At 48.5% G+C, this 26,274-nt stretch carries 13 protein-coding genes; all 13 read right to left on the reverse strand.

Going from position 1 to position 26,274, the window contains the following annotated elements; translation table 11 throughout:
* Positions 1 to 2: 2 nt before the first annotated feature.
* Positions 3 to 863, reverse strand: coding sequence for a carbohydrate ABC transporter permease (locus AC58QG_RS11145; protein ID WP_497362113.1), 861 nt, complete (start codon positions 861 to 863; stop codon positions 3 to 5).
* Entirely contained in the window at positions 860 to 3,133 is a 2,274-nt protein-coding gene (locus AC58QG_RS11150; protein WP_497362114.1) for a DUF5696 domain-containing protein, read from the reverse strand. Before AC58QG_RS11150 ends, AC58QG_RS11145 begins: the two co-directional genes overlap by 4 nt.
* Positions 3,130 to 5,244 (reverse strand): YIP1 family protein, encoded by a 2,115-nt coding sequence (locus AC58QG_RS11155; RefSeq protein ID WP_497362115.1) that lies wholly within the window; start codon positions 5,242 to 5,244, stop codon positions 3,130 to 3,132. Before AC58QG_RS11155 ends, AC58QG_RS11150 begins: the two co-directional genes overlap by 4 nt.
* The gene (locus tag AC58QG_RS11160) at positions 5,231 to 8,371 is read right to left on the reverse strand and encodes a glycosyl hydrolase (RefSeq protein WP_497362116.1); all 3,141 of its coding nucleotides are present in this window, start codon (positions 8,369 to 8,371) and stop codon (positions 5,231 to 5,233) included. Before AC58QG_RS11160 ends, AC58QG_RS11155 begins: the two co-directional genes overlap by 14 nt.
* Positions 8,358 to 10,427, reverse strand: coding sequence for a beta-galactosidase (locus AC58QG_RS11165; RefSeq protein WP_497362117.1), 2,070 nt, complete (start codon positions 10,425 to 10,427; stop codon positions 8,358 to 8,360). Before AC58QG_RS11165 ends, AC58QG_RS11160 begins: the two co-directional genes overlap by 14 nt.
* Complete coding sequence (locus tag AC58QG_RS11170; protein ID WP_497362118.1) at positions 10,424 to 13,546, reverse strand: glycoside hydrolase family 2 TIM barrel-domain containing protein; 3,123 nt, start codon at positions 13,544 to 13,546, stop codon at positions 10,424 to 10,426. Before AC58QG_RS11170 ends, AC58QG_RS11165 begins: the two co-directional genes overlap by 4 nt.
* Before the next feature lie 25 nt (positions 13,547 to 13,571).
* On the reverse strand, positions 13,572 to 15,650 hold the full coding sequence (locus AC58QG_RS11175; RefSeq protein WP_497362119.1) for a hypothetical protein: 2,079 nt from the start codon (positions 15,648 to 15,650) through the stop codon (positions 13,572 to 13,574).
* Positions 15,605 to 18,682 (reverse strand): glycoside hydrolase family 2 protein, encoded by a 3,078-nt coding sequence (locus AC58QG_RS11180; RefSeq protein WP_497362120.1) that lies wholly within the window; start codon positions 18,680 to 18,682, stop codon positions 15,605 to 15,607. Before AC58QG_RS11180 ends, AC58QG_RS11175 begins: the two co-directional genes overlap by 46 nt.
* 23 nt (positions 18,683 to 18,705) lie before the next feature.
* Positions 18,706 to 20,355, reverse strand: coding sequence for a hypothetical protein (locus tag AC58QG_RS11185; protein ID WP_497362121.1), 1,650 nt, complete (start codon positions 20,353 to 20,355; stop codon positions 18,706 to 18,708).
* Positions 20,348 to 21,202, reverse strand: a complete 855-nt coding sequence (locus tag AC58QG_RS11190; RefSeq protein ID WP_497362122.1) for a sugar phosphate isomerase/epimerase family protein — start codon at positions 21,200 to 21,202, stop codon at positions 20,348 to 20,350. The genes AC58QG_RS11185 and AC58QG_RS11190 overlap by 8 nt, the downstream gene beginning before the upstream one ends.
* A complete protein-coding gene (locus tag AC58QG_RS11195) occupies positions 21,199 to 22,293 on the reverse strand; it encodes a Gfo/Idh/MocA family protein (protein WP_497362123.1) in 1,095 nt (364 codons plus the stop codon). The genes AC58QG_RS11190 and AC58QG_RS11195 overlap by 4 nt, the downstream gene beginning before the upstream one ends.
* Before the next feature lie 151 nt (positions 22,294 to 22,444).
* Positions 22,445 to 24,802: a glycoside hydrolase family 95 protein gene (locus AC58QG_RS11200; protein WP_497362124.1), complete on the reverse strand. Its 2,358-nt coding sequence runs from the start codon at positions 24,800 to 24,802 to the stop codon at positions 22,445 to 22,447.
* The gene (locus AC58QG_RS11205; RefSeq protein ID WP_497362125.1) at positions 24,802 to 26,262 is read right to left on the reverse strand and encodes a DUF5605 domain-containing protein; all 1,461 of its coding nucleotides are present in this window, start codon (positions 26,260 to 26,262) and stop codon (positions 24,802 to 24,804) included. The genes AC58QG_RS11200 and AC58QG_RS11205 overlap by 1 nt, the downstream gene beginning before the upstream one ends.
* Positions 26,263 to 26,274 lie beyond the last annotated feature (12 nt).

Consider the following 26,274-nt stretch of genomic DNA (forward strand, 5'->3'; position numbering starts at 1 on the left):
GGTTATGCACGATGCGACTTCGTCACCCTGCTGAAAATGATGAACAGGATCGCCAGGAAAAAAGCAATTATCATAAAGTAGATCCAAAACAATGCGCTGTATTGGCCATATTCACTTTCCCTTACCTTCGACAGAATCGGGTTGGTCGGGAAGGTGAACAGGTCAACAACCGTGTAAATCAAGTTTAGGAAAATAAACGGCGTCATCGCAGGAAGCGTAATCTTCCAGAACGTTTCCCAAGGACCTGCACCATCGATGCGCGCTGCCTCATAAGCTGAATTCGAGATCGTCTGTCTTCCGCCCAAGAAGATCATAATTTGAACGCCTGAGTACCATAAAATGAGCACGAACGAGTTCAGAATGGAAATCAGCGGGTCGGACCATGTTGCCGATAGGTTGGCTTGAATGAGACCGGAAATGTTGAATTTGGACATAAAACCGAGATCGCCTTCTCCTTGCGTCAGAAACTCCTTCACGACCTCACCAGTCGCCAAAATGACGGGTAGAAAGAAGATGGCGCGAAAGAACGTGCGGCCGGGAAATTTCTGATTCAAAATAATGGCGATTAACAAAGCAAATATGACAATGATTGGAATCATAAACAGCGCTTGGCGCAGAAATGGCAGCAGCTGGTTGTACAGCATACTCCCATCTTCAAACAAGATGTACTTATAATGTGTCCATCCGATGAAGCGGGTCGTCGTCTTCGTTGCGGTTATCTTTACATCCTGAAAGCTCATAAATAAGGAGTAACCGATCGGGAACGCCATAAAGATGATAAATCCGATGAACCACGGGAGTATAAACAGCGTTCCTTCCAAATATTCGGATAGGGATGACTTCAGTCTCGCTCTACGATTCATTGGCCTCCCCCTCCTCGAATGACAATAAAGTTATGCTCCGGTACGATCAAATTTCCGCTCCGGTATTCCGTCAAATTATAGTTAACGATAATCTTTTTTCCGTTTGCATACGTTGTTTCTTTCACGCCTTCGGCAAGCGTCCGGTGACCGGTAATAAACTGGTCCTGCACGTCTCCGAGTGTATCGTTGTATCGCTTATACTGCTCTGCGGCAAAGTTCTCCCAATCTGGATAATACGTGTTATAGTAGCGTAAGCCGTAGGAGTTCACGGATTTTTTCGTTTCTGCCTTCGTGAATATGAAGGACGGCGCTGCTCCGTATTCGATATCCCGTAAGAAATCGTTCACATCTTCCTGACGGTTGTTTACATACTCCGATGAGTACGAGACTAAACCGTGTGTAGCAATCTGGGCGAAAGGAACAGAGTCGTCAGAAAACAAATCGTAGGAATTGTCGTATACCATACCTCGGATGAAATTGATATGCGGCAGTGCGTAAACATTCGATTTCTCCCCCTGTACGCCGCCGAGTGTATCCTTAATCTTTTGTAAAACACGTTCCTGAATATTGCGGGCCTCGTCTCTTGAAGAGCCATACTCCGTGTTGTAGTCGTTATATAGCTTCTGGCCGAGCAATCCGACGGCAAGCCCGTCGACGCCCATTGCTTTATACTTGGGCAAATCGTTATTCACCATTTGTTCAATGAATTTATCGCTGACGACTGGCGTCCTCTCTCGGTTGAACAATGGACTCTGCATAAGCGTCCTGCCAGCTAAGTTGACCATCGCATTAAACTTCTCATCAAAGCCGCCGCCCTTTGTATTGTTAAGTAAATACTGCGCTTCCAAATACACCGGATACCCCAGCCCGTGCGCGTGATCGATGAAAGCCTTCATGCCTTTGTCACCGCCAATGCGGGAATCGACCGGGAATGTTTGGCCGAAGGAGCTGTAGCCTCCCTTCTGCCAGCCCGTAAAGGTAAGCGACATATTTTTGATCCCTTTGTCATGCAGAGAATTGACGATTTGAATGCCCTCGTTCGTCGTGGTCAAATTAAGATAGCGATCGCTGACCACCCCTTTTTCCCGATCCGCGCCGATGATAGTCGTATATAACGGAATATTCGGATCTTTGACCTGAACGGGTTTGGACCCTTTTTCCTTTATTAAATATTGGCGGTATGCCTCGGCCATTCCGACGTAATCCGACTTCTGGTCAGCCAGCATATAGTAACGAACGGAACGATCGCTCCCAAACTTCTGATCACGATCATAGTCAACGTACCCCCATGAATCGGGAACGTCTGCATTTCTTGTTGTAAACTGCAAGAAGCTGGATCGATAATTCATTTGCGCACCGATCCAGTTATAATTGCTTAGGACGCCGGCGGGAGCGGCGACAACGTCGGCAAACTCATCACCATCGTGTACGACCGCCAAAAAGCCTTTCGACCCCGACTTCATGCCGAAGACTGGCATCATAATTTTATTTCGGTTGTTGTTGATCCCTGGAAATGCAATATCTTGGCCATATACTAATTCGTCATATATTTTGTTGACGTTCAATTGATTATTTTTAAATCGCACCAGGGCTCCTGCACCATCCGGAATGAACAGGTATCCGTCTTGTCCATCTGTATACTCGGCTCCTAAGAATGGGAACAGTCTGACCCATACGAGACCCATTTTGGTTTCCTTTACGCCTTCTTGTATGATTTTCGTTTCAACGTAGTCCTGATCAACGGTCACCTGAACCGGAATTGTGAAGCCCGTAGCCGGAAATTCATAGGCAAGCTTAAAACCACCGGGAATCGCTTGAACATCCTTCACCTTCCCGCCTTCCGCCGCCAGGTTCGTCTCCTTTGCCTGCAGAATATTTTTAGAAAAATCCACATATTGGACCATGAGCGGTGAGGCTAGATGTTTTTTCCAGGTTTCGGAAATTTTCTCTTTTGGCCAATATTTCGGATCGGGATAGGAGCGGTATACATTGCCATTCCGTTTGTCTTCAACAATAAAATGTCCGGTCTTCTCATCCATTTTCAGTCTCAACATTCCTGACTCCGCAACTTCTTTAAAATCTGTATCCAGTGGCAGCTTAGCGGGAACACTCGCAACCTGATCTGCTGTGTTTTGTTGTACAGCCTGCGAAACGCGCCCGTTCGGGGCTTTAAACTCAATGTTGACACGGGTTAGAAAGATGACAACGGCCGCCAAGATCAGAATGGTAACAATGATGGCTTTTTTATTCATTTTGATCATCCTGATCATCTCAAGGTCACCTCCTGGTACATCTGATAAAGTAACGATCCGAGATCGCTAGTAAGTCCCATAATAATGAAAATTAGAACACCAATGACAAGCATCGTACAAAGCGTGAGGAAAATATTCATGATGGTTTCACCAAACGTGTAATTATGTACATTCTGGATTTTCCAGAAAATGAGCAGCCCGATCCATACCGTCATAGCGTTCCCCACGAAATGGTAGATGGATGACTCGGACATCGTCAACACATTCGACACGAAAGCGAGTGGGATTCCGATGGCTATGTACGGCAGAAGTGCGTAGGCGCTTCCGATAAAGATGTGTTTGAACCGCCCTTCCCCCCGGTAAATCGAGCTGACGAGGTAGTTGGCGGCAATCCAAGCGATCCAGACGATGAAAAATTGCGTGAACGTAGAGTAAATGTCGACAAATGTCTTCGGATTAAAAGCAAAACTAGTCGCAAACTTGCTGATGATAAGAGAAGCATACACGCCAAACAGAATGACGCTTGCACTCAAATAGCTGCCTTTGTTCTCATAGTGAATCGCAGAAAACCCGTCAATCGGATGTTTTAAAACATGCAGCGCAAGCCTACAGTTCGAGATGAAGCGGTTTTGACTTTTCGGCCGATTGCGCCATCTAGTCCGGAATTCTCGTTTTGCCGTGAATTTATCGGCAAGGAGATAAGAGAAAGTGCCGAACACCAGCACACTGGCAATCCAAGAGAAATTCTGCTGCAGCCACAGCATCCTAATTTGCCAGAAGGAATCGGAGTACCCTTGCTGGTCTCCCGCTTCTTTGAACAAATCTTTCGCCGCTTCATATTGTTCTTTTTTAAAAGCCGACTTGGCTAGCCCCAGATACGCAGGTGCGAACTGTCCATTTAACCGCAGAACTTCTTTCCACGGCTGTTCGCTATCCTCATAACGGCCAGCCAATGTAAACTGGTTGGCTTGATCAACTTTTTGCCCAAACTCCGATAAGCGGAATACCTGCACTATATTTTCCTGGTCGTCCAGCACAAATAGTTCGTTCTTATCATTCACGTCGAGCGCTACCGGGCTCTTTAACAGACCGACTTGAGAGGAACCGATAGCAGACGCTCCGCCCCAGAAGTACAATAAATTGCCTGATGCGTCGTAATGACTGATATATTTGTTTTGCTGATCCACAACAATCATATTGCCGCTTGGATCAACGGCGACATCGCTCAGTTGAGGTCCTGTTACGACCGCCTGTGCCGGAACGTCCCAAGGGGCGGTTTCTCCGAACGATTTTGAGGAGCTGCGCAGCAAGTTGTCACCTTTGACATTTAACTTTTTCAATTGATTCGTTGTAGCTGTTCCGCCTGTCACTGTAAAGATATAACCGTTATCGTCAGTAGCTACGCTATTGATCGGTTCCGGTCTTTTTGCGACCTCATTGGCGTACATTTTTTTGGTATAAAGCATTCTCTTTAATGCGTCTAACGGGGAGATCGCCGTGCCGTTTGCACCGAAGAAGCCTTGAAACTTGCCTTTTGGATCGATCATCACAAGCCCCTCGTAACTGCCATGCACTGCAATGTACATAAATTCACGTTCGTCGACCATCACTTTAGCCGGATCGAAAACAAACGTATCGGGAATATACCGGGATTCTGGCCGTTTGTACTCCTGTACCACCTTGCCGCTGGCGTCCAGCTTAAGCACTCTTTTATTCCCTGTGTCGGCGACGTATATACTGCCATCCTTGGTAACGAATACCCCTTCTGGTTTATTAAAAGGGGACTCCTGAAGCGTAATGTATCGCAAGAGCTTCCCAGTTTCCGTCATATGCACGATGCGATTGTTGCCCGTATCAGCGATATAAACTTCGCTATTCGCATCAACAAAAATGTCTTTTGGGTTTTTCATCGGTGAACTGATTAGAACCTTGCTGTTTCCAGGATCTGGCGCAGTCAGATTTTGCCCGATTACGCCCCTCGGAAAGTACGCTGGCTGAAGCCATATCAAATTACCCCGGCTATCTTTTGTATACGTGGAGTATTTCACTGAGGCATCCGCAGACGCAGGAAATAATGCGGCGCATAAGATGATGAAGGAAAGAAATAGACCCCACTTATGGATTTTCATGCTCAAACCTCCGTTTCCATCTCTCTGTGTATAATGAAATTTGCCCAAACAAGCCATATGGGCGCAACTGATAGTCCGAGGTAAAATATTGGCCTTCTTTACGGAAAGACGCCCAACTGGTTGTCGGCGTATCGCCGGAAGCCTGATGGAAGGGTCCCAGCATGTTGCGCGGGCTTCCCATCACTTCAACATCAATCCTGTTTACGCCCACATCTAGCTGCTCCGTTACATCTAGCCGGTTCGCAGCCCGCCAAGGCACATGCCCGGCAGTCTTGCCGTTAACCCGCACCTCGACGGTAACAGCGACATAATCGCCAAGCTCCAATACCGTCCGGCTTTCCGTCTTTTCTTCCACCTGAACGTCAAAATGGTAAATCATACTGCCGCAATAGTGAGGATATCCTTGCTCGCACCAATCCCCGAATGCCAATGTCTCCGGTTCGACCACGATGTTTCTTGCGGCATCGACGCCAAAATGACCGATCAGATAAATATCTTCCACTTCCATCCGGTTTAGATATTTGCACGATAATGTCAATTCGTTCTTTCCAACTTTCAAACCAGATAGAAACACTTGATCAAACGACCGGTCAAGAAACCAGCCGTCCGGCTGATTTACAATCAGATTACCGTTTAACCTAATCTCGTAATACTCCGAGGACTCCACGACAAGGTACACGGCTTCTTGCGGCACGGATGAAACTTGAAAGGTAAATTTGAAATCGACCGGCTTCCCATCTTCCGGATGGGGCTCATGAATCCATCTATACCTTTGCTCATTGCCGTTACCATAAACCTGTCTCATGCCGAAAGCTTCACGAATTGCCCTCTGTGCTTGCCAAACTTCCATTTCTTCCGACCAATCGCCATCCTCTACGCGGTAAGAGCAGATGTCCATTGTTAATACGTTGGGCATCGTCCGAGTGAACTTGCAAACCGGACCAAGCTTCTGTACCGTCGTGTGCTCAGACGTCACGCGGCCCTCGTCTATTTCAGCATTACGTCCTTTTTTATGCCATAAGTATAGCTTGGAATCTGCAGGACCGAATACATCTTCAATACACGTGTATCCGTTGCGTAAGCTGGTCTCGACCGCCTTCATTTCGCCTGTCAACGCCCGCCATTCTTCCATATGTCCGAAGCCATCCAAGGCGATCTCTAGGCTTACGCGATGACTCCTTTCACGGTCGTTATTGACGGTAAATAACGCAATGCTTTCTCCCAAATCCCTAAGCATATACAAGAAATCGGAGCATTCTTCCGCATCTGCGCCCTTGATGCTGACTCTGCGTGGCAGCATGTGTTCCAATGCGGCAACGGTTTGCTCGGCGTCCTCAACGATGAACATGTTTTTATGATCATATAAGTCGCTAAGGAGGTTCGTCGCCTTGCCTTCAAGCATCGTTGGGCGAGATCCGACAGCTATCGCTTTGCCCCCGGCGTTCAGAAATTGCGACAGTAATCGGAACGTGCTGTGCAGCATTGTCCGGATTTCCGGAATGACGACAACTCTGTATGCTGCCTTATTTACCGCAAGCTGATTTCCATGAATGAAGCCGGTTTCCTCCATGATGGTTTCATCGCCAAGATCAAAATCATAGTGCGCCCTGAGCAGCTTGCCGAGAAAAGCGTTAAATTCATGGCCATAGCGGTTCGCTGCGGAGACGTCCGGGTCTTTGCCGCGGGCTGGAAATCCGTAGGGTCCCGTACCTACCATACTCCATGCGCTGGAAGCAGGATGGAGCACGAGTATGTCACGAACCGGGCGGCCTTCCGTCAAAACCACCGACAGTCTGGCGAAATAATCTTCCATAATCGCATTGTATTTCCACCAGCTTGTGTTGTAATTGAATACCGGCGGATAATCCCGCTTCCGACATCCTTTGATGGAGTAAAGCGCCAAGTGTTGGGACCGCAGATTGACGCCCAATACGTATTGGAAATCGCCGATCCATCTCTGCCCTTCGAAGGTGAAGCCCCAACCCGTGCAGCCATAGGTTTCGGTAAGCACGAACTTTCTCCCGTATTGGTTGGCAACGCTGGTACACTGCTTAACCGTTATATATTCATTTGTCTGTTCGTTCAACATATCGATGCCTGGAACGTGCTGATAGCGGTAATTGGGCATTACCGCCCCACAGACTCGGGTCGCTGTGCCCAAATTATTTTCCCAAAGGAAATGCCCCGTAAAAGCAAGCTCATTGTTCCCGCACCACTCGCCAATTTGCTTGGAGTACGATTCGCCGAATCGTTCAGAAATTGTCCGCCAATAATCGTGACGCGCCTCTGAGGACCGCTCCCCGTTGAAAAATAGATACGGGACGAGATCCAGCAAATCATAACCACGTTTCATCTGAAAATAGGCGGGAAGCGACCAGCTCCACGGAATCCAGCCTCTGCCCTCTGTAAACTTGCAATGGCGGTCATGGATACTCGGCTCGTCAGTAAATACGCCGCGAACGGTTTTGCCGAAATGCCTGCCCACTTCTTGCTTGTAAGCTTCGTATGTAATGTCAATGAACGCTTTTACCGATTCGGGATTCAATTGATCCGGAGGCGCTTCATTGTTGAACCAGGCACTTCGTTCTGATATTTCAACGCGAAAGACGAGCAACACTTCATCCTCATTTCCTGCAGCTATGTTGGCGTCGGCTTGAAGTCTCTCACAGCGAACCAAGTCTCTCTCATCAATCACGGCTCTGAATAAAGCTACAGCGTCATCAATTGAATCAACCGCACCGTCAACTCCGTTTAAAGCTGTTGACCGGAGCACCTCCATCGTGAGCCCCTTCGCACGGTAAGCGTCACCGCCATGCGCTTGCACGAGGCCCCCGGCAAAGCCTGACGGCCAGCGATCTTCGTCATACAGCCATGCCTGCATGCCAAGTGCCTCGGCTGTTTCCACCGTTGAACGAACCCGCTTCATCCACTCTTGACCCATGTAGACGGTTTCAAGCCCATCCCTCGAATGAATGAAAAACCCGCCTATCCCTTGATCCTTCATTTCTTTAACTTGCCGATTTAGCTCTTCCTCCTCCAAGTCATCATTCCAAGCCCAAAATGGCAGTGACCTGTATTCGGTAGACGGATCATTAAATTGATGGCGCAATCTCTCAATTTCTTCCACTAGTATCCGCCTCCTTAGACACTTCGAAAATCATGACGCTTTTCGGGGGAAGTTCGACGTCTCCGCTAACGCTCAAGCCGCTATGGAGCTCCTTCTGCTCGCGCTTCCCAATATGTATTTTTTGCAAATGATGGCTATGATTTAACACGAAAGTAAATTGAAGATCAGCTTTTTCACGCTGTATAATTTCGATGTCCTGCGGCACTTCAAACAACGAAGAAATTCCATTGCTTTCGCATAAAGATTTCATCCATTGCTGCAAAAAGTCACCGCTCGGGTTCGTTGCCGCATACCAGGCCTCACCTGTACCAAATTGGTTGCGAGTTAATGCGGGATAGCCTGCATAGTAATCGCTGCCAAAGCTTGCTAATGTTTCCGCTCCTTCCGGATGTACCACTTCACAAAGCAGTCCGCAATCGTAAGAACCTCGAAGCTCGCCAAGAGCCTTTTTCATCACAAGTGTGTTTTTTTGTTCTGGAAGCAAAGCGTCGATTTCCTCCACCCAGATACCCAGAAGCTTGCGCAATTCGCCTGGATAACCGCCTGCTGTCACCAGATCGTTTTCGTTCACAATACCGCTGTAGCATGTTGTAACGAAGGTTCCTCCGTTTTCCACATACACTTCCAGCTTCTCTGCATATCCAGGCTTCACCATATACAACAGCGGGGCCACCACCAGCTCGTACTGGTGCAAATCTGTCTCCACATGGATGAAGTCGACTTGGATGTGATTATTGTAAAACGCATCATAATATTTCTGGATTTGATCGAGATATTTCAAATGCGCGGAAGGTCCTCCGCCAAGCTCGACAGCCCACCAATTATCCCAATCAAACAGAATACCCACCTTGCTCTTCACCCGTGCATCCAGTAAATGATTGCCCAATTGCTTCAATTCCTGGCCTAGTTCTGCACATTCCCTAAACACGCGTGTATGCTCATGACCTGCATGATCGATGACGGCTCCGTGAAATTTCTCGTAAGCGCCGAGCGAACGGCGCAGTTGGAAAAACATCACAGATTCCGCCCCGCGAGCCACCGCCTGGTAGCTTCGAAGCCTCATGACACCCGGTCTTTTAGGCGGATTCACGGTCTTCCAGTTGAGCACGCTCGGCGTCTGCTCCATCAGCATAAATGGGGCGCCGTTTTTCAAGCCGCGCATTAGATCGTAGCGGAGCGCCATATAGCTTTCCGGTGTATGGTTTTCTGGATATATATCGAGCGCGACGATGTCTAGATAAGGCGCCCATTTGAAATAATCAAGCGGCTTATAGGTGCCGTTCCCCTGGAAATTGGTCGTTACTACCGCATCCGGGATGAACGATTTAATCGCGTTATATTCAATGAGATAACAAGCCAGCCAACTGTCTGAATTAAATCGGTAAAAGTCCAGCGTCATTCCCTGAAACGCAGTTTGGTCCGAGTTGCCCCCAGAGAGCCCTTCGCTTAATGCGCTTGGAAGCACGATGTCCTTCCAGTCATAAAAGGTGTGCCCCCAGAACCGCGTATACCATGCCTCGTTCAGCCGCTCCAGCGTTCCATAACGATTTTGCAGCCATTCTCGAAATGCTTTCTCACAGTTTTCGCAATAGCAGCGGTTGCCAATCTCATTATTCACATGCCACAGAAGCAGGGCCGGATGGCCTTGGTATCGCTCCGCCAATCTGCTGACCAAGTTTTCGGCATAATGGCGAAAAGTAGGACTATTCGGACAAGAGTTATGTCTTCTTCCAAATTTCCTTTGTTTTCCATCGGAGGTTACGGTTAAAATATCCGGATATTTTCTAGCCATCCAGGCCGGATGAGCGGCTGTCCCCGTTCCTAAACATGCATACATGCCGTTCTCATGCAACTTGTTCATTACCTCGTCTAACCAATCAAACCGGTACGTCTCCTCATCCAGTTGGTTTAGAGCCCACGAGAAAACATTGACCGTTGCAATATCGATGCCGGCAAGCTGAAACAACCTCATATCCTCATCCCATATTTCCTTCGGGAACTGCTCTGGGTTGTAATCGCCGCCATACATGATTTTCGGAAACTTCCGGCTGTTCATCTTGTCGCCTCCTGAATGAATGATGTAACTTGCTCAGGCCATCGTTTGCTCAACTGCATGGGCGATACATCTCTTTCAGAAAACGGCTTCAGCCGCAAACGGAAAGTTGTATCCTTCGGATGAAGCAAATAACGTTCTAATGGAGGAGCTTCCCCGCAGCTATGATTTCCAATCGGAGCTTGCCGGTAATCCATGTTCACAATTGTTTCATTTAACCGGACTAGATCGGTTGTATGCTTTGCACTCGTTATATTCGCAGTGGAATAATGACTCGCGCTTATATCAAGTAAGGGCATGCCACCGATAAACAAACCTGTTCCCAAAGCGTTCGTTACAGCCGCCCACCGTGCATTCGCTTTATTGCCATGCTCCTGCGGCTTGATATACGGTACGTATTGCTCCTGTACCGTACCTTTGTACATGCCGAGCCTCCCGCTTTCCTTCCGGTCGATATAACATTCGTGCGGGCCAAGCCCGAACCAAGATAACCGATCAAATGCGCCAGGCATACCCATCTGCAAGCCCAATCGCGGCAGCGGGGGAAGTCCTGATCGCGGATTCACGCGGACAGTCATGAAGACATCCCCTGATCCGTAAACTGTGTACTCCGTCCAGGTTTCAAAACATGCGCCTAATCCCGCTGCGCCAAGCGTCGAATTCACCTTAATTTGCACAGCATGTTTCTCATAAGGAAGAATGGAAAACTCGTTTACACGCTGCTGCAAAGCATTATACCCCGCTTTTCTCCACTCTTTCGCCTGACGGGCATCGTTATCCATTGGCGCCCGCCAAACATTGACGATCGGACCGGCCTGAAGAAGCGGAATTCCGTTAAACTCAATTGAAGTTAAGGTCCCACTGTTTTTGTTCCAAACCATCCGAAAATCGGTGCCGTTTACCTGGACATCATGATCAGTTTCCTGATGACGCAAGCCGGGCATCGCTTTCGTGCTGATGTGCGGTATGGCTTTAGGTGGAGCGGATAGCGGTAAATCTGCCCAAGCCACTTCATGGCCCTTTTGCGCCCATCGCGTCTCATTCCGCGTAGTAAACTGAATGCGGAGCCAACATTCGCCTTCCAGTTGTTCGTATGCCTTGCTAAAGGGTATGATGATCGACGCTTCTCCGCCGGCTGGTACATCTGTACTCGCGAGCTCGCCCTGCTCAACGATTTCTCCGTCACTCAACAGTTGCCACGAGCCCTCCAGGTGACCCAAAGATAAAAAGTCGTAGCGATTCTGAATGCTTACGATGCCCGAATTTATATTGACTGCTCTTACTTTTACCGGTTCAATCACTTTTTTAAACTCAATGAGGGAAGACTTGCTCGTTCGATCAGGGAATAACATGCCGTCAATGCAAAAATGACCGCTGTTTGGATGATCGCCAAAATCGCCGCCGTACGCGTACCATGCTTTGCCATCCTCCGTCTGCCTCCGAACGGCTAGATCTGCCCACTCCCAGACCATGCCGCCAAGCAGTCGGGGGTATTGGTAGATAGCATCCCAATACTCCTGTAAATTGCCTGCCGCATTTCCCATTGCATGCGCAAATTCACACATAAGGAAAGGTCTTGGATCGTCTGTTTTTTCCCCTTCTGCAATCAGCGCTTCCAGTGAGGGATACATGCAGCTCACAATGTCTACGACCTTGGCATCCTTGGCCCGTTCGTAATGAATTGGACGTGTCGGATCAGCTTCACGCACCCACTCCGCCATAGCATCATGGTTGGCTCCGTAGCCCGATTCGTTTCCAAGGGACCAGATGATGACAGATGGATGATTTTTATCCCTTTCCACCATACGGCGGGCGCGGTCGATAAACGCTTCTCTCCACTGGTCATCTTGAGCTAGATGACTTTCATTCCCAATAAAATGGCAGCCGTGGGTTTCGAGGTCCGCTTCGTCGATAACATAGAGTCCGTAGCGATCGCAAAGATCAAGCCAGCGCGTATCATTCGGATAATGGGATGTACGCACTGCGTTCATATTATGCTGCTTCATCAGACGGATATCTTCCACCATGGTTTCCAGTGGTATGGCAAAACCGAGATCCGAATGGAACTCATTTCGATTGACTCCCTTAAGCGTCACAGGTGTACCGCTGACAAGGAGGCGACCGCCCTGAATGACGATATCGCGAAACCCAACGGAAACGCTTACAGATTCCAGCGATTCCCCCGTTTCATCCCGCAGCTCCAATACTAATGCGTATAAGTACGGATCCTCTGCCGACCATTTGCGGGGAGCCGAGACCGGTATGTACAAGTCGAGCACTTTTTCGTCAAATAGCGGGGTAGCATCAACCTCCCCTTTGTAAATCACTTGACGCGTCTCGTCCCAAAGCGAGATGATTAAGTTATGGCTCTGAGCCGCATGATTGGTAAAGCATTTGACCGCTATTCGAAGGCCTAGATTGGCATCTAGCCGATTTTCACAAAAGCTGGTTTGCACGAAAACATCCCGGATATGCACATCAGGAGTTGCTTTCAAATACACGTCTCGGAAAATACCGCTTAACCGCCATTTGTCCTGATCCTCCAAATAGCTGCCGTCACTCCATTGATACACCTGCACGGATACCGTGTTTTCCCCCGCTTTCAGCAGTGAAGTAATCCGAAATTCACTGGTCATATGGCTGCCTTGTCCATACCCTGCAAATATTCCGTTCACCCAAAGATGAAAAGCTGAATCAACACCTTCAAACACGAGAAACACTTGCCTGTCATCCCAAGATTCCATTAGATGAAAGCTTCTGCGGTAGAAGCCAGTCGGATTATCGTTTGGCACGTGCGGCGGATCTATCGGGAACGGATAATAACTACTGGAATAATGCGGGTGTCCGTATCCGTGCATCTGCCAATTACCCGGAACAGGCATTGTAGTCCAATCATCGGTCTTGTAAGACGGATCATAGAAGCGCTCTGGCGCTTCCGACGGATTTGACGCGTACAGAAATTTCCAATTCCCATTTAGCGACTGATAGTAAGGTGAAAGCGCCCTCTCCCCAATAAGTGCTGTTTTTGCGTCTGCGTAAGGTATGTAACCGGTATTCGGGGGTTCCATGTTGCGACCAAGCACCTCTAGATTTTCCCAATCCGGAATTTCTTTCTCTCTCATTTTAACGACCTCCTATCTTTCTCCGTCATGCCAATGTATCCCGGAACCGCAAAGCATTTATTAGAACCAGCGCAATTACCCACGAAGGGTTCCATTTATTGCTATGTCCCCTATGATTCCAATTCGTTTGGAAAAAGCCCTCCCCTTGTTCCCCTACAACGGTAAATTTCCATTCACCGGGCTTCGTACAAATGCCTTGCCCCATCGCATCCAGCGCCATTCGTCCCCATCGTTCATACTGTTCCTTGCCCGTTAATCTGCCAAACTGCCAAAACTCATAGGTTGGAAAAAATACATCCAAGTGATGATTTTGCACACTGACACCAGGCCAACCAACGGCGCTGAAACCCGTGTTCCGGAACGCTGATCCCTGATTATACACAGGGTTCCACATATAAACGAAAGTCAGTAGCCAGTCCGCAGAAATTTCAGCCCATTCACAATATCGTTCATCGCGAGTCAATAGAAAGAGTTCGTAAGCGGCAAGGAAGAAATACATGCCCGCTTCCTTATCCTCGCACTTAGCATCAAGCGTAGAACGGGCAAATGGTCGTTCGAATGTCTCAACATGAAGCTCGTAATAGCGCTGCATCATCTTCTCGGCATGATCCAAATATTTTCTCTCCAAGGTGATCCCGTATGTTTTCACCAGAGCGATCAAACACGGCAGACCGGCTGCCGTTATCATGGAATCTGCCGGCTTGCCATCCATCATCCACGCAGAGGGATAGATGCCTGGAGGCAGGGCGCCACTCAGGAAGAAATCAGCTGCTTCGCGCAGCGCTTCGATCCAGTGGTCCGGCACTTGCCGGCCGCCTTTCCGAAATAAGAGGACAATTTCCGCCAGATCGGCTATGGTTTCACCGTAAGCCCGGCTTGAGGCAACAGGCTGCTTGTTCAAGTGGAAATCGTCCCATGCTCCTTCCTCTAGGCGATACATGCTGTGTCTCATACCTGACACTTCGGTGCGGCTCTCGGATAAATAAAAATTAACAGCCTGAAGGCATCTGACAATTCTTTCTTCCTCTCCCTCTTCGATGCCCAACTTGGCATCGCACCAGGCCAGCTTCAAGCATTGACCCGTCCAACCGTACATATAGTGCAGCGGATGCTTGGATGCGTTGCCGAATACATTCGAATCGTTAAATTTCACATATCCAGCGGCACCATGCTCGCTGGTTCTCCAGCGGTCGTCCATCGCGCTGGTTTTCAGTCGGATCAGCTCTTCGAGCGAGAGCGGCTTCTTTCCTTCAGGCGTATACAGCTGCATGCCTTTACGAACGATTTCGCGGTACGCATGGCCGGGACGGGGAACTGTATCCCAATCCAGCGCATACTGTTTAGTTAAGGTATCGCCTTGTTCCCAATCCAGATATCCGCCTTGATAAGGCTCTGTTTTATTTTTTGCTACATAATACGTGTCTTTCTCACCGTTGAACATCAGAACACCGCTTAGCGCAGTCGTGATCGTTCGGTTTTCCTCTTGTATCGCTCCGAGCGAACCGTATTGCACAATTCCCTCTTCTGTTTCCACGTAGTCCGGGATCGAAAACAAAGAGAAATATCGCGTCGTTTCATGTTCCGCCCATTCCACATTTACACAGGGAATTGGCAGCCGATGCTCTTCACAGATGAATCCTTTGCCAGGGCCCACCCCAAGCCGGGGAACAATCCGATTCGGATCGGAGGAAGGATTGTTATTATACATCATGTGCGGAATCGTCACCTTTTCCTTGCTCCGCTTTGGAAGCATGAAAAGGAGGCCAACGGCTACTTCATTTAACAAGTTTCCGCTCCGATTTTCCCAACTCACGGTTACACGCAAGAGATCCATATCGTCAAAAGCCAGACTCAGTGTGACGTTCAGCGCTTCTAATGTGCCACTGATCCGAATCAAACCGGACTCGACATCCATTCGCACATCCCCCAGCCCAGGTGTGTCCATATGCCACGGTCTTCCGGCGGAATAACAAAGCATCTCATGTAAGCGTCCCGTGAAAAAGGGGGCGTGTTCCCCCTCCGTTCTCAGAACGAGCTGTATCCCTTTTGTCGTGACTGCTACTTCGGCTCGTCGCCCCTGATTCCGGCTAGCAATGACGTACACTTGACACTCTCCCCTTTCTTGCTAAACAAGGCTTTCAAGAGACGGTCTAAAGTTGGATTAAAACCTACCCTGCCGGCTAGCGGCATGCAGACGAAAAACATTAGGCCGTTCCCCAAGCGCTTCATCCCTACCACAGGAAGCTTCCGCTTCCCATTCGTCTCATTCTGCGCCTGATAGGTGAATACGATAGGCTCAATTCCCTCTCCTTGCAAGTAACAGTTGGAAACTCCGTCAATCCGGTCCGTGGTCAAATTATACAGATAAGAGATGTCGTGCGGCTGCAATCCTGGCATGTTGAGGTCGCCAGCTTGCATAGAAAGCGTATACACTTCTCGTAATTTCACTGTCTGAATCTGCGTATCATCTAGATCCCACACACCGCTGTCCGAGTGCTTCAGTAAACAAACAGCGGTTGCGCCATTACGAACAGTAGCAAGAACGGATGTACGGTGACGGTCGAATGCTTCTTTAGAGGAAACGACAAGCGTATTACTGCTCTGCGCTTCGTCGACATAACGCTCCCCGGCAACATTCAGCAGCGAGCCGAGCAGCTCAGATGCTGAATCGAGAAATAAAACCTTTTGCGGCTTCTCGCTGCCTGCTCTTGCAAATGCCTCCAAATCAAACCTTTCTACGTTCAGAATGTTTCCGTTTTCATCAAGCAATTTTGCATCCATATATAATTTTTGCCTGTCCTGTACCGTAGGTACTGAGAACAGAATGGAACCTGCATAAAGGGAAGAGGCTACCGGTAGATGGCATGATAGTTCATAATGACCGTAATCTCTTGAATCATCTCTCAGCGTTGCCACGATTCGGCATTGTCCGTATTCCTTCGCTGTATCATTCAAGAGCCAAGCTTCAATTCCCAACGTCTCGCCTTCGTACGCTTTCCATCTGTCGCACCTCAGATTAACGCGAACGGGCTCTAAACATTCCTTATAGGTAAAATACGCTGGTTTCGGTATACGATCGACGCCGACAAGCGCTTTCATCCATCCAGCAGGCCAGGCATCAATTAACAGGTGGATGGCGGTAGACACGACCCTGTCCGCCCTTCTGCGCCATGCATCCGTCATCAGCTTCGTTGCCAAGCTTTGATGCTGCTGACTTGCCTCAATCCAATCGCGCATCGTATGCTGTTCGGCAAACCAATCCCCGTGAAGATTGTAGGTTTGAGCGCCATGGATGACGTTCGGCAGCCAGCGATCCTGTCCAGATGAGGGAAGCCACTCCTTCGGATAGCGAGTCATCATCAGTTCAACATGATCCAGTCCCTCAGTTCCGTACTCGCCGCATCCCGCCTTCCATCCCTCCCGGATCGTCGGAAGATAGCCTTTGTACATTTTCCCTACAGGAATAACGTTATTCGTATACCAAAGGTTATAGCAATGAAAATCGGGCAGCCCTTCACGGGTAGGCGGATTATAATCACCTTCCGCGTTTTTAATTACACGATCGGGATTTTCAACAAATATCGCCTGTCTAGATGCAACAAAAAAAGCTTCCAGCTCGTTCCGATGCAAGAAACGGTGGCCCTTTCGTCTTTTTTCAGTCCGAGAAGGCTCGTTAATTAGCGATACCATGACGGAGGAAGGATGGCTGCGAATCAACCTTTCCATTTCCGCTGCTTGCTTTACACCTTCGACGAATTGATTTCGGCGAATAAATCCGAATGTGGGCAAATCGCATTGATGCATCATGCCGAGTATATCGAAATAATCGTAGATTTCTTCCTGTACAGGGCGTTGGGTTATCCGGTAAAAATTCAAATTCGCAATCTTAGCAATCAAAATGTCATCGATTAATTGTTCAAAATCGTTGTTCATGACACATTGTTGCAAGTGACCCATTTCATTGGCGCCTCTCAGTATGATAGGACGATTGTTCAAATATAGCGTGCCTTTCGGCGATTGCTGTTCATCCATATGAAATTTGCGCATACCGAATATGCGATCCCGGCTATCCAAGCAATGATTACCGTTCTTTACTTCAATTCGCGCCACATAAAGAAACGGGGATTCCGGTTCCCATAATTGAAATGACGGGAAATCCACCTTATAACGGAAATAATTGATGCCTGGCCCGGCGTAAGCCACTTTAAACGAGATGAGGCCTACGCCATGACCCGTGAAATTTCGGGGTATAATTTCCAATTTTAACTCAAAATTTTCCATAATATTGGGCGTAGTGTTCACGGCATCAATCCATACTTCCACAGAGCCGCTGTCAATGTCCGGCCGCACGAACACATCTTGGATAAACAGCTCCGACCGCTGTTCCAAATACACTTTATTGTATATACCCGCTCCCGGCGGACAGTGATTCCAACCTTCACTGGGATCATCCCAGCCCGGTCCAGTCGCTGCGTATATTTTGTCACCATCCAGCTTCGTTCCACCGACACCCATCATCGGAAAATCAGTATGCACTTCAACGACCAATGTATTTTGCTCCTGTAAAAAGTCCGTCACATCAAATTCAAATGGCGCAAAAAAACCTTCATGACTGCCGATGCACTTGTGATTGAGATACACAGTCGTTTTATAATCAACACCTTTGAACACGATGAATACTCGTTTTCCCTCAGGAATGTTAGGATAGATAAACTCGTTGCGGTAAAATCCCGTCCATTTACCTTTTTCCCCTGTGGGTCCGCGGAAATCAGGAATCGTTACTTCCTCCCAATCCCCTACCCCATCCAATACACGGGTAAAATCAGCATCGGCTGGCGTTTGATAGCGGAATTGAAAACGGCTGTATTCTTGACATTCTCGATGAAAGGTAGGAGACGGCGCCAAGTTGCGCATATAAGGCCGATATTTGTCGCGCAATTGCTGCAGTTCTTCTTGGAAGCGAGCCAACTGCTCATCGAACGTTAGCCTAACTACGCGCTCGGCCTTATCCGTCCCAGGTACAAAATATTTCTTCTCATAAGTTATAGGCGGAATGTCCCGCAGTTCTTCTTTATTTCCGGGATGCTCACGAAATGCGATTTCCGCGAACTGATCCAAACGTTTTGTCGGCTCCAATCAAATCTCCACCTTACTCCTCGTCATACCTGCACAATCTCAAAATCTAACGTATAACCTTCTTCGTCCTGCGGATACATCCTCACTTCCGATGATCCGAAACGCTGTCTCCACATTCTCTTCTCACCTAAGAACGGCTCGATGGTCTCTTTCACTTCACCCGCCAAGAAATCGTTTACGACGATCCAACGACCGAAGCCCACTTTCCCGCTCTTCCTTAGCAATTCTGGGCAATCCGCAGGAAGGAGCCAGGCGGCGATGACGACTAGAGTCCCCTCTTCTGCCCTTTTGGCAATGATTGAAAATGTGTTTGCGGAAAGCGTTGTGCCGCCGACGATAATTAACTTAGGCTGCCCAAGTTTCTCTGCACTTACGTGATCGTCAAACGCTAGGACATTCGGCAGCGGATAAAACAATGGATGCACCTGTTTACCGCCGGCACCCGCAAATCCCTGACCGAGCGGAAACTGATCAAGGGGCACGTCCTGCTTCAATTGGTGCCTCGGAAAGTCGTACCCTGGAATATGCATGCAGCTGCCATGGGCAGGTATCTTTCCACGGCTAAGCAGATGCCAAATGTGAAACATGCTTTGGCTTGGTGCGATGTCTTGCCCCTGAAGCATACGATTTCCAAATAATCGCTCATTTTGACCATAATTCCCGTCATCCGAATGAATGACTGCTATGTCTGGATCTGCCTGCATATGATGCCAAGTTAGCGGATGTTCAGGAATAAATTTTCGGACGAATTGCTGCCACACTTCGCCGAATTCTGTCTTTGTGAAGCCTGCCGGCCCATACTTTAACAAAACGTCGATATTTTCCACGAACAGATGTGTCGGCCCCATGAAGTACCCCATCTTTAAAGCAGACTCAAATTCCTGCGGAGAGTGTCCTGGGAAGCCGGGAAACCGCGTAAACCAAGTTCCTATATCCGGTCCCCATAAATCGGCACAAATCCAAAGCGCCCTGTCGTATTGTTTGGCTGCACCTAGCGCTGTGGAGAGCTGCAGCGATTGAAATGATTCCTTCATGATTTTCGGACAAAGGTCCATACCCGCTCTGGCAAATGTGTGAAACATCGTCGGAAATACCTGTTCCGATATTAAAGGTACGGATTTGCTCATAAACCCCTTACGCTCCACAACTTGCTGAACGTGTTGCGTTCGCATTCGAACGGATTGTTCCACCTTGCTTCGCGACTGCGCTACATTTAAACCGTCCGTGCCGCCCCAATGAGGGAACCATCCATCTTTTCGGTACTGTGCGGCGTTAATTTGCAAATGCTCGGGCTCATCGTACAGCAATCCAATGCATCGTCCTGAGGTGGACGCCTCTACAATCGCCTCGTCGGGAATATCATATCGGTTTGTTCCTTCCACCCAAGGCCCGTTAATGTTGCCGTATTCGTTGCCGAGGCAAATGTCCATACCCGCTGCGGTAATATCCGCAACAACCTCCCAATGATCAATCTCTGGCAGAACGTGATGAACGTAAAAGTCCGCTTCCAATTCACGCAGGCTGTTCACAAAAGCTTCAGATTCCGGTTTCGGATCCTGTGAAGGACAGATGCTCCCTGTTCCCGTCCGCATAATGAGATCTGAAACCTCTCCCGCCCACGGATCCTGCCACGCTACGACAGGACCCTGAATGCCTAGTTTCGGTTTATGCATAGTTTGCCTCAACACGCTCAAAGGCTCGACGGATAATTGAAAGGCAATCAGCCACTTCTTCCGGCTTCGCATGCTCTAGAATCAAGGGAACATCTGGCAACCGGCGGGCAAGGAGCCCTGCATACTCATTCCAATCCGCCTGCCCAGCCCCGACCCGTGGGGTTGTAAACCCTTCATCTCCGTAAAGTGCGTCCTTTGCATGGGCGATTGGGCAATAATCGCCGATATGATCAAACATTTTCGCCATCGCCTCGGGCTGCCTGATCAAATCTTCTTGCTTCAAGTAATTAAAGGGATCCATAATGAATGCCAAACCTTCCGTTCCTAACCTTTCCATCATATCTACGGCTTGGCCTGTGCTTGCAAGTACGTTATTCACAAAGCCTTCGGCTAACAGAGCTGCTCCGTTCTTCACAGCCCGATTTCGCAAGCGGTCCATGATTTGCAGCAGCTGCTCCCATGCATCGGCGGTACGGTTACCTTCAAAATCGCGCCATGCGTTAGTCGGATGAAGGCTTCCAGTCTCTGTCGCAATATACCTAGTGCCATAGATCGAACATAGGTCGATCATCCTTTCCAACTGCTCCAGCTTGACTTCCCTTTTCTGAAGATTTGGGTTCATCAAATTCGTATAACCGGATAAGCCGATGACGGTAATGCCGTTATTCTCAAAGATAGTGCGGATTTTCTCGGCGCGGGATATCGAAAACGGTTGGTCGTCCATCACCTGCATAGCTTGCTTGGGATCAATTTGCACATACCTCAAGCCCTGATTGCGAGCATCTTCCGCCATGGCTTTTGCACTCCAGCCCATATAGATATAGCTCATAAAACCGAGTTGGTTCATCTCACAACGCTTCCTTTCAGCATATCCGTTCTTTCCACCACACAGGCTTTCTCGCTGGAATTCACCATCGCTGTTGTCAACGCCACGGTCTGGATGTTATCCTCTGACGTGACCGGCGGGAGGTCGCCTTCCTCCAAAGCAGTCATGAAAGCAATCATAGAGCCCGCGAAAGCATCTGGGAACCAGTTTCCTTTCAGCTTGATCTCATGAACAACGTTTTTGTGTTTGTTCAGTGCCATAAATAGCGTATCTTGCGTACACCAAAGACTTCCTTCCGTCCCATCGATCCACCAAGTATTGCTGTGTGAGCGGCTTGCTTTGGCAATATTGTTAAAATGGAGCGAAGCCATCAGCGGGTTCCGCCCGCCTTTAGGACCGAACTCTACATTCGCCGAGTAGATGAGCGGGTCGATTGCATTTTGCCGGTTTAGCTGTGCTGTCGTGCAGTGCACTCTTGACCATTCCTCTGGATAAGGATTGAAGTACCGGCAGAGGTCTACATAGTGCACACCGTGGTCGACAATGTTAAAATCTTTCATATTTGTCCACCACCAGCCAGCCTGGTCCTGGAACGATCGCATATAATGATGAATACTGTATACTTCGCCGATGAGGTCTTGCTCCAGCACCATTTTTAGCGCTTTATGCGCCGGGGCCCAGCGAGCCTGTTGGTTGACGCCCAGGATAATACCTAGCCTGTTTGCCTCGTCACTAAGACGTTGTGCTTGTGTCACATCCAGGGCTAACGGCTTTTGGCACAATACTGGCCTCGGAGCCTTCCCGATTAATTGCAGCACTTCCCATCGCGGTTCAGGATGGATGGCCAGATCGATTACACCTACATCTTCCCTCTCGAGTAGTTGATTAACATCAGTTGTCCAGAAAGGAATATCAAACTTTTCCGCTGTTGCGCGAGCCGCTTCCTCGTTTACGTCGCAGCAAGCCGTAATAGGCAAACCGTACTTGCGGTAGGCGGGCAAATGCGCCGTATTGGCTATGCTGCCGCATCCGATGAGGCCGATTCCGTATTCGTTCATATTTGTAATACGCTTCTTATTAGGCAAATAATCTTCTGGTCTAATGAACTCCATAGTCCCACCTCTTTATTTCTTACATTACACGAGGATGGAAATACATTTATAGGGTGTTCATGCTTTTTTGTAGGGATGATACAACCACGTTGGCATCGTTGCCGCAACGAATAAGAAAAAGGCCACCAATCACGGTGGCCTTAACAATCGTTCAAATATTAGTTGCCGTTTTTAAGAGTTCGTTTTGCGGCTGCTCTCCGAGAGTAAGCACATAGCGTTTACCAGCCTCAGCTTGGAATCTTATTACATGAGACAGAACCTCAGCCTCCACCGCCACACCTTCAGATTCTACAATGAGCGGAGCCTGCCCGCGCCTGTAAACAACTGTGCATGATTGGTTATGCTTGGCTTGGATGACACAGCGGATCAGCTCACCATCTTCCCAGGCGATGTCGATTTCAAAGCCGCCCCTTGCTCTTAAACCGCTAATCTCTCCTCTTGCCCATGCATTCGGCAACGCTGGAAGCAGGTTAATCTCCCCACGATGGGATTGCAGAAGCATCTCTGCAATTCCTGCGGTTCCGCCAAAATTGCCATCGATCTGAAACGGCGGGTGATTGTCGAATAGATTCGGCAGCGTTGAGTGGGATAGCAGCATACGAAAATGTTCATAAGACTTTTCCCCATCTTCTAAACGTGCAAAGAAATTAATGATCCATGCCCGACTCCAGCCCGTATGGCCACTTCCGGATTCCAGTCTGCGTTCCAAAGTTCGTTTGGCGGCATTCGCCCATTCAGGCGTATGGCGCACATGAATCATTTCTCCAGGATGAAGGGCGAACAAGTGAGAGATATGGCGATGGCCCGGATGTACCTCGTCCCAGTCCTTCACCCATTCTTGTAGCTGCCCGTGCTTCCCGATTTGCGGCGGCGGCAGTTTGCGAATCTTGCGTTCCCACTCGTGACGGGTTAATTCATCCGTTCTCAGGTGTTCCGATGCCTCGATACAAGCTCGGAACAAAGAATAGATGATTTGTGTATCCATGGATGGACCTAAGGTTAAACATCCTACACTGCCATCAGGACCGATAAATTTGTTTTCTGGCGATGTAGACGGTCCTGTGATAAGGCGCCCCTCTTCATCTTCAAACAAATAGTCCAAGAAAAATTCGGCTGCTTCTTTCATAATCGGATACGCTCGTTCGCGAAGGAAACGTTCATCCTGACCATAGCGGTAATGCTCCCATAGATGCAGGGTCAACCAAGCAGCCCCCATTGGCCAAATCGATCCCGGCATAAAATTGCCCTCAATTTGGGTTGCTCCCCACATATCGGTATTATGGTGTGCGACAAACCCCCTGCACCCGTAAACCTCCTGCGCCGTTTTCCTGCCGTTTATCCGCATGCGGTCGATCAAATCGAACAATGGCTCATGGCATTCTGACAGGTTGCACACTTCCGCAGGCCAGTAGTTCATTTCCGTATTGATATTAATCGTATATTTACACTCCCATGGAGGAGTAAAACTTTCATTCCATATCCCTTGCAAATTGGCAGGATTAGAACCCGGACGAGAGGAGGCCATTAATAAGTAACGGCCGTATTGGAAATATAATGACACAAGTCCGTTATCACTCCCGCCATCTTTGAATCGCTGCAACCGGGCGTCTGTAGGCAGTGAATCCGCTACTTTGTTATCATCGGGCCGCCCTAACTCCAGCCTCACACGCTTAATCCTGCTAACATGATCCGCAACGTGATCCGTTTTAACTTTATCATACCCCTTGCCTGCCGCATGCTCCAATTGACGTAAGCATATTGCTTTCGGGTCTGAGTGACGAAAGGAGGTCTGAGCTGCGATATAAATCGTAACCGCTTCTGCCTGAACGATGAGAAAATCACCGATTGTTTTAACCGATCCTCCATCAGGAACCGCTTTCACCGCTGCACAGTAGGTAACCCCGCCTCTCCCATTCTCGCCGCTCATCATCAGTGTGTCATTGGCCACCCTTTGTGTACCTTCATCAAAAGGTCTTCGGCTCAAATGCATACGAAGATTCAACTTGGCAGGCCGATCACACGCGATGCGAATCACCATGACCTGATCAATCGCGCTGCTGAACAATTCCCTAGAATGCTGAATATCGTTCAGGCAATAGCTTACTTGCGCGATTCCCTGTTCAATGTCCAATTCCCTATAGTAATTGGAAATCATCTTCTTTTCGCCGTCATGGTAAATTTGAAAATCCCCGAGCGGTTGATAAGGATGTAAGGATTTCGGAATGGACATCATTCCCATTTGAGCGAGCTCTTCAGCTTCGATTTGTTTACCTTTCATCAACAGTTGGCGGATCTTCGGAAAATATTTTTGTCCCTCCGGATTATCTCCGTTAACAGGTCCTCCATACCAAACGGAGTCCTCATTTAATTGCAGTCTTTCGTTATTCACTTTGCCGAATATCATGGCGCCAAGCCGCCCGTTCCCGATCGGCAGCGCTTCGTTCCACGATTTTGCCGGTTTTTCATACCACAATTTTGTACCTTCAGCAGAATTGCGCATTTGTTTCATCAGCACCACTCCTTCATTTTTTGAATACGTAATGCATAGTAGAGTTTTCCAGGCAAATTTATTCGAAAGCGCCCTTCATAATTGCCTTCTAACGGGGTAACGATCATGTTCCAAGTATCAATCAGATCTACGTTGTATGTGCCTTCCGGCAATAAAAATTCGCGGTAAGCAAATCGATGGGGACCAAAATATTGCAAATAGTACTCGCCAGGAATCGATAATGTCGCTGCGTCATAGCTATCACTCGTATAGGTTAATTGAGTAGGCGCATTCTCAAGAATTCCTCTTAAGAATTCGATTCTCCGAACGCATTTTCCTTGTAGCTCTCCACCATGTGACCACCATAAGATTTCCTCAGCATTCCAATACGTTTCCCCATGTGTCACATACCCCCCACGGCATGTGCCTTCCCAGATTCTGCAAAGCAATTCTTCTGGCGTTAAACTGCCCCACCTCGTATCCAAATTGCCCTCATAACCGCATTCGTCGATGATGACAGGCTTGCCGTATTGTTTGGTACATTCCGAAATGACTTTCACATCGGCATGCTGGATACTGACATGTGTTGTCCATGGCGTGCCGAAATCGTACCACGTTCTGCCGTTATGAATAGACCGTAAATGTTCTCCATAATCGCATTCCTGAATAATCCGAAAAAGCCGGTTCCAATCCTCCAACTTTTTATGTGTCATCAAGTCATATTCGTTAGCTAATGACCACCATACATGACTGAAAGAGGCCAGTCTCGCGACGACATAACGAACATAACGGTCATCCGCTTCTTGAGGCATCCGGTCAAATCCCCAGCGGCCTTCATCATAGGGATGAAACAAAACTAGATCCGTCTGGATGCCCAATTCTGCCAAATCCTTTACCCGCTTCTCCAAATGAGCAAAATAGTCAGGACAAAACCTTGTAAAATCGAACCCGGATTCCGGCGAACCTTCGAATGGATATAAGAGCAGTTCCAAATCATTAAGCATGTACGACTTTGGGAAAACGAACATTCTAATTTTATTGAAAGGCGCGTCACTTAGCGTTCGCAGCGTTTGTTCCTGTATATCGTCGTTCTGCAAGTGCCACACATAACACGTCGTTCCGATCGGCGTATAGCGTGTTCCGTCCGCATAATGAAAATGCGTGGAATCCTTAACCCTCACTGGACCGTGATGGTTAGTCAAATGCGTAGCCGAAGTGCAAGTAAACTCCCCTTTCAACCCGTCCATCACCACAGATGAACTCGAAGTTTCGAAGGTCCATAGACCTTCTTCCTCTGGCATAAATCGGATTCGGTACTTGCCGTAACCATCATAGAAGCCTTCAGCGTACGCCTCTTTCATTCCCTTCTTGAACTGGGCGCTAAGATAAATGTCCGTGAACGGGTTCCCCTCAGAGGGACCGTCCAGCTTTAGCTCAAACATGCCCCATTGCTCAACATCCCTTGTAAAATCCAGAAACATCTCCTCCTTCCA

The organism is Paenibacillus sp. J22P169 (assembly GCF_059691995.1).

What these genes read in the sequence shown, in the direction of transcription:
- AC58QG_RS11145 (WP_497362113.1), bottom strand. Translation starts at nt 863, where the DNA reads ATGAATCGTAGAGCGAGACTGAAGTCATCCCTATCCGAATATTTGGAA.
- AC58QG_RS11150 (WP_497362114.1), bottom strand. Translation starts at nt 3,133, where the DNA reads ATGATCAGGATGATCAAAATGAATAAAAAAGCCATCATTGTTACCATT.
- AC58QG_RS11155 (WP_497362115.1), bottom strand. Translation starts at nt 5,244, where the DNA reads ATGAAAATCCATAAGTGGGGTCTATTTCTTTCCTTCATCATCTTATGC.
- AC58QG_RS11165 (WP_497362117.1), bottom strand. Translation starts at nt 10,427, where the DNA reads ATGAACAGCCGGAAGTTTCCGAAAATCATGTATGGCGGCGATTACAAC.
- AC58QG_RS11170 (WP_497362118.1), bottom strand. Translation starts at nt 13,546, where the DNA reads ATGAGAGAGAAAGAAATTCCGGATTGGGAAAATCTAGAGGTGCTTGGT.
- AC58QG_RS11185 (WP_497362121.1), bottom strand. Translation starts at nt 20,355, where the DNA reads ATGCATAAACCGAAACTAGGCATTCAGGGTCCTGTCGTAGCGTGGCAG.
- AC58QG_RS11190 (WP_497362122.1), bottom strand. Translation starts at nt 21,202, where the DNA reads ATGAACCAACTCGGTTTTATGAGCTATATCTATATGGGCTGGAGTGCA.
- AC58QG_RS11195 (WP_497362123.1), bottom strand. Translation starts at nt 22,293, where the DNA reads ATGGAGTTCATTAGACCAGAAGATTATTTGCCTAATAAGAAGCGTATT.
- AC58QG_RS11200 (WP_497362124.1), bottom strand. Translation starts at nt 24,802, where the DNA reads ATGAAACAAATGCGCAATTCTGCTGAAGGTACAAAATTGTGGTATGAA.
- AC58QG_RS11205 (WP_497362125.1), bottom strand. Translation starts at nt 26,262, where the DNA reads ATGTTTCTGGATTTTACAAGGGATGTTGAGCAATGGGGCATGTTTGAG.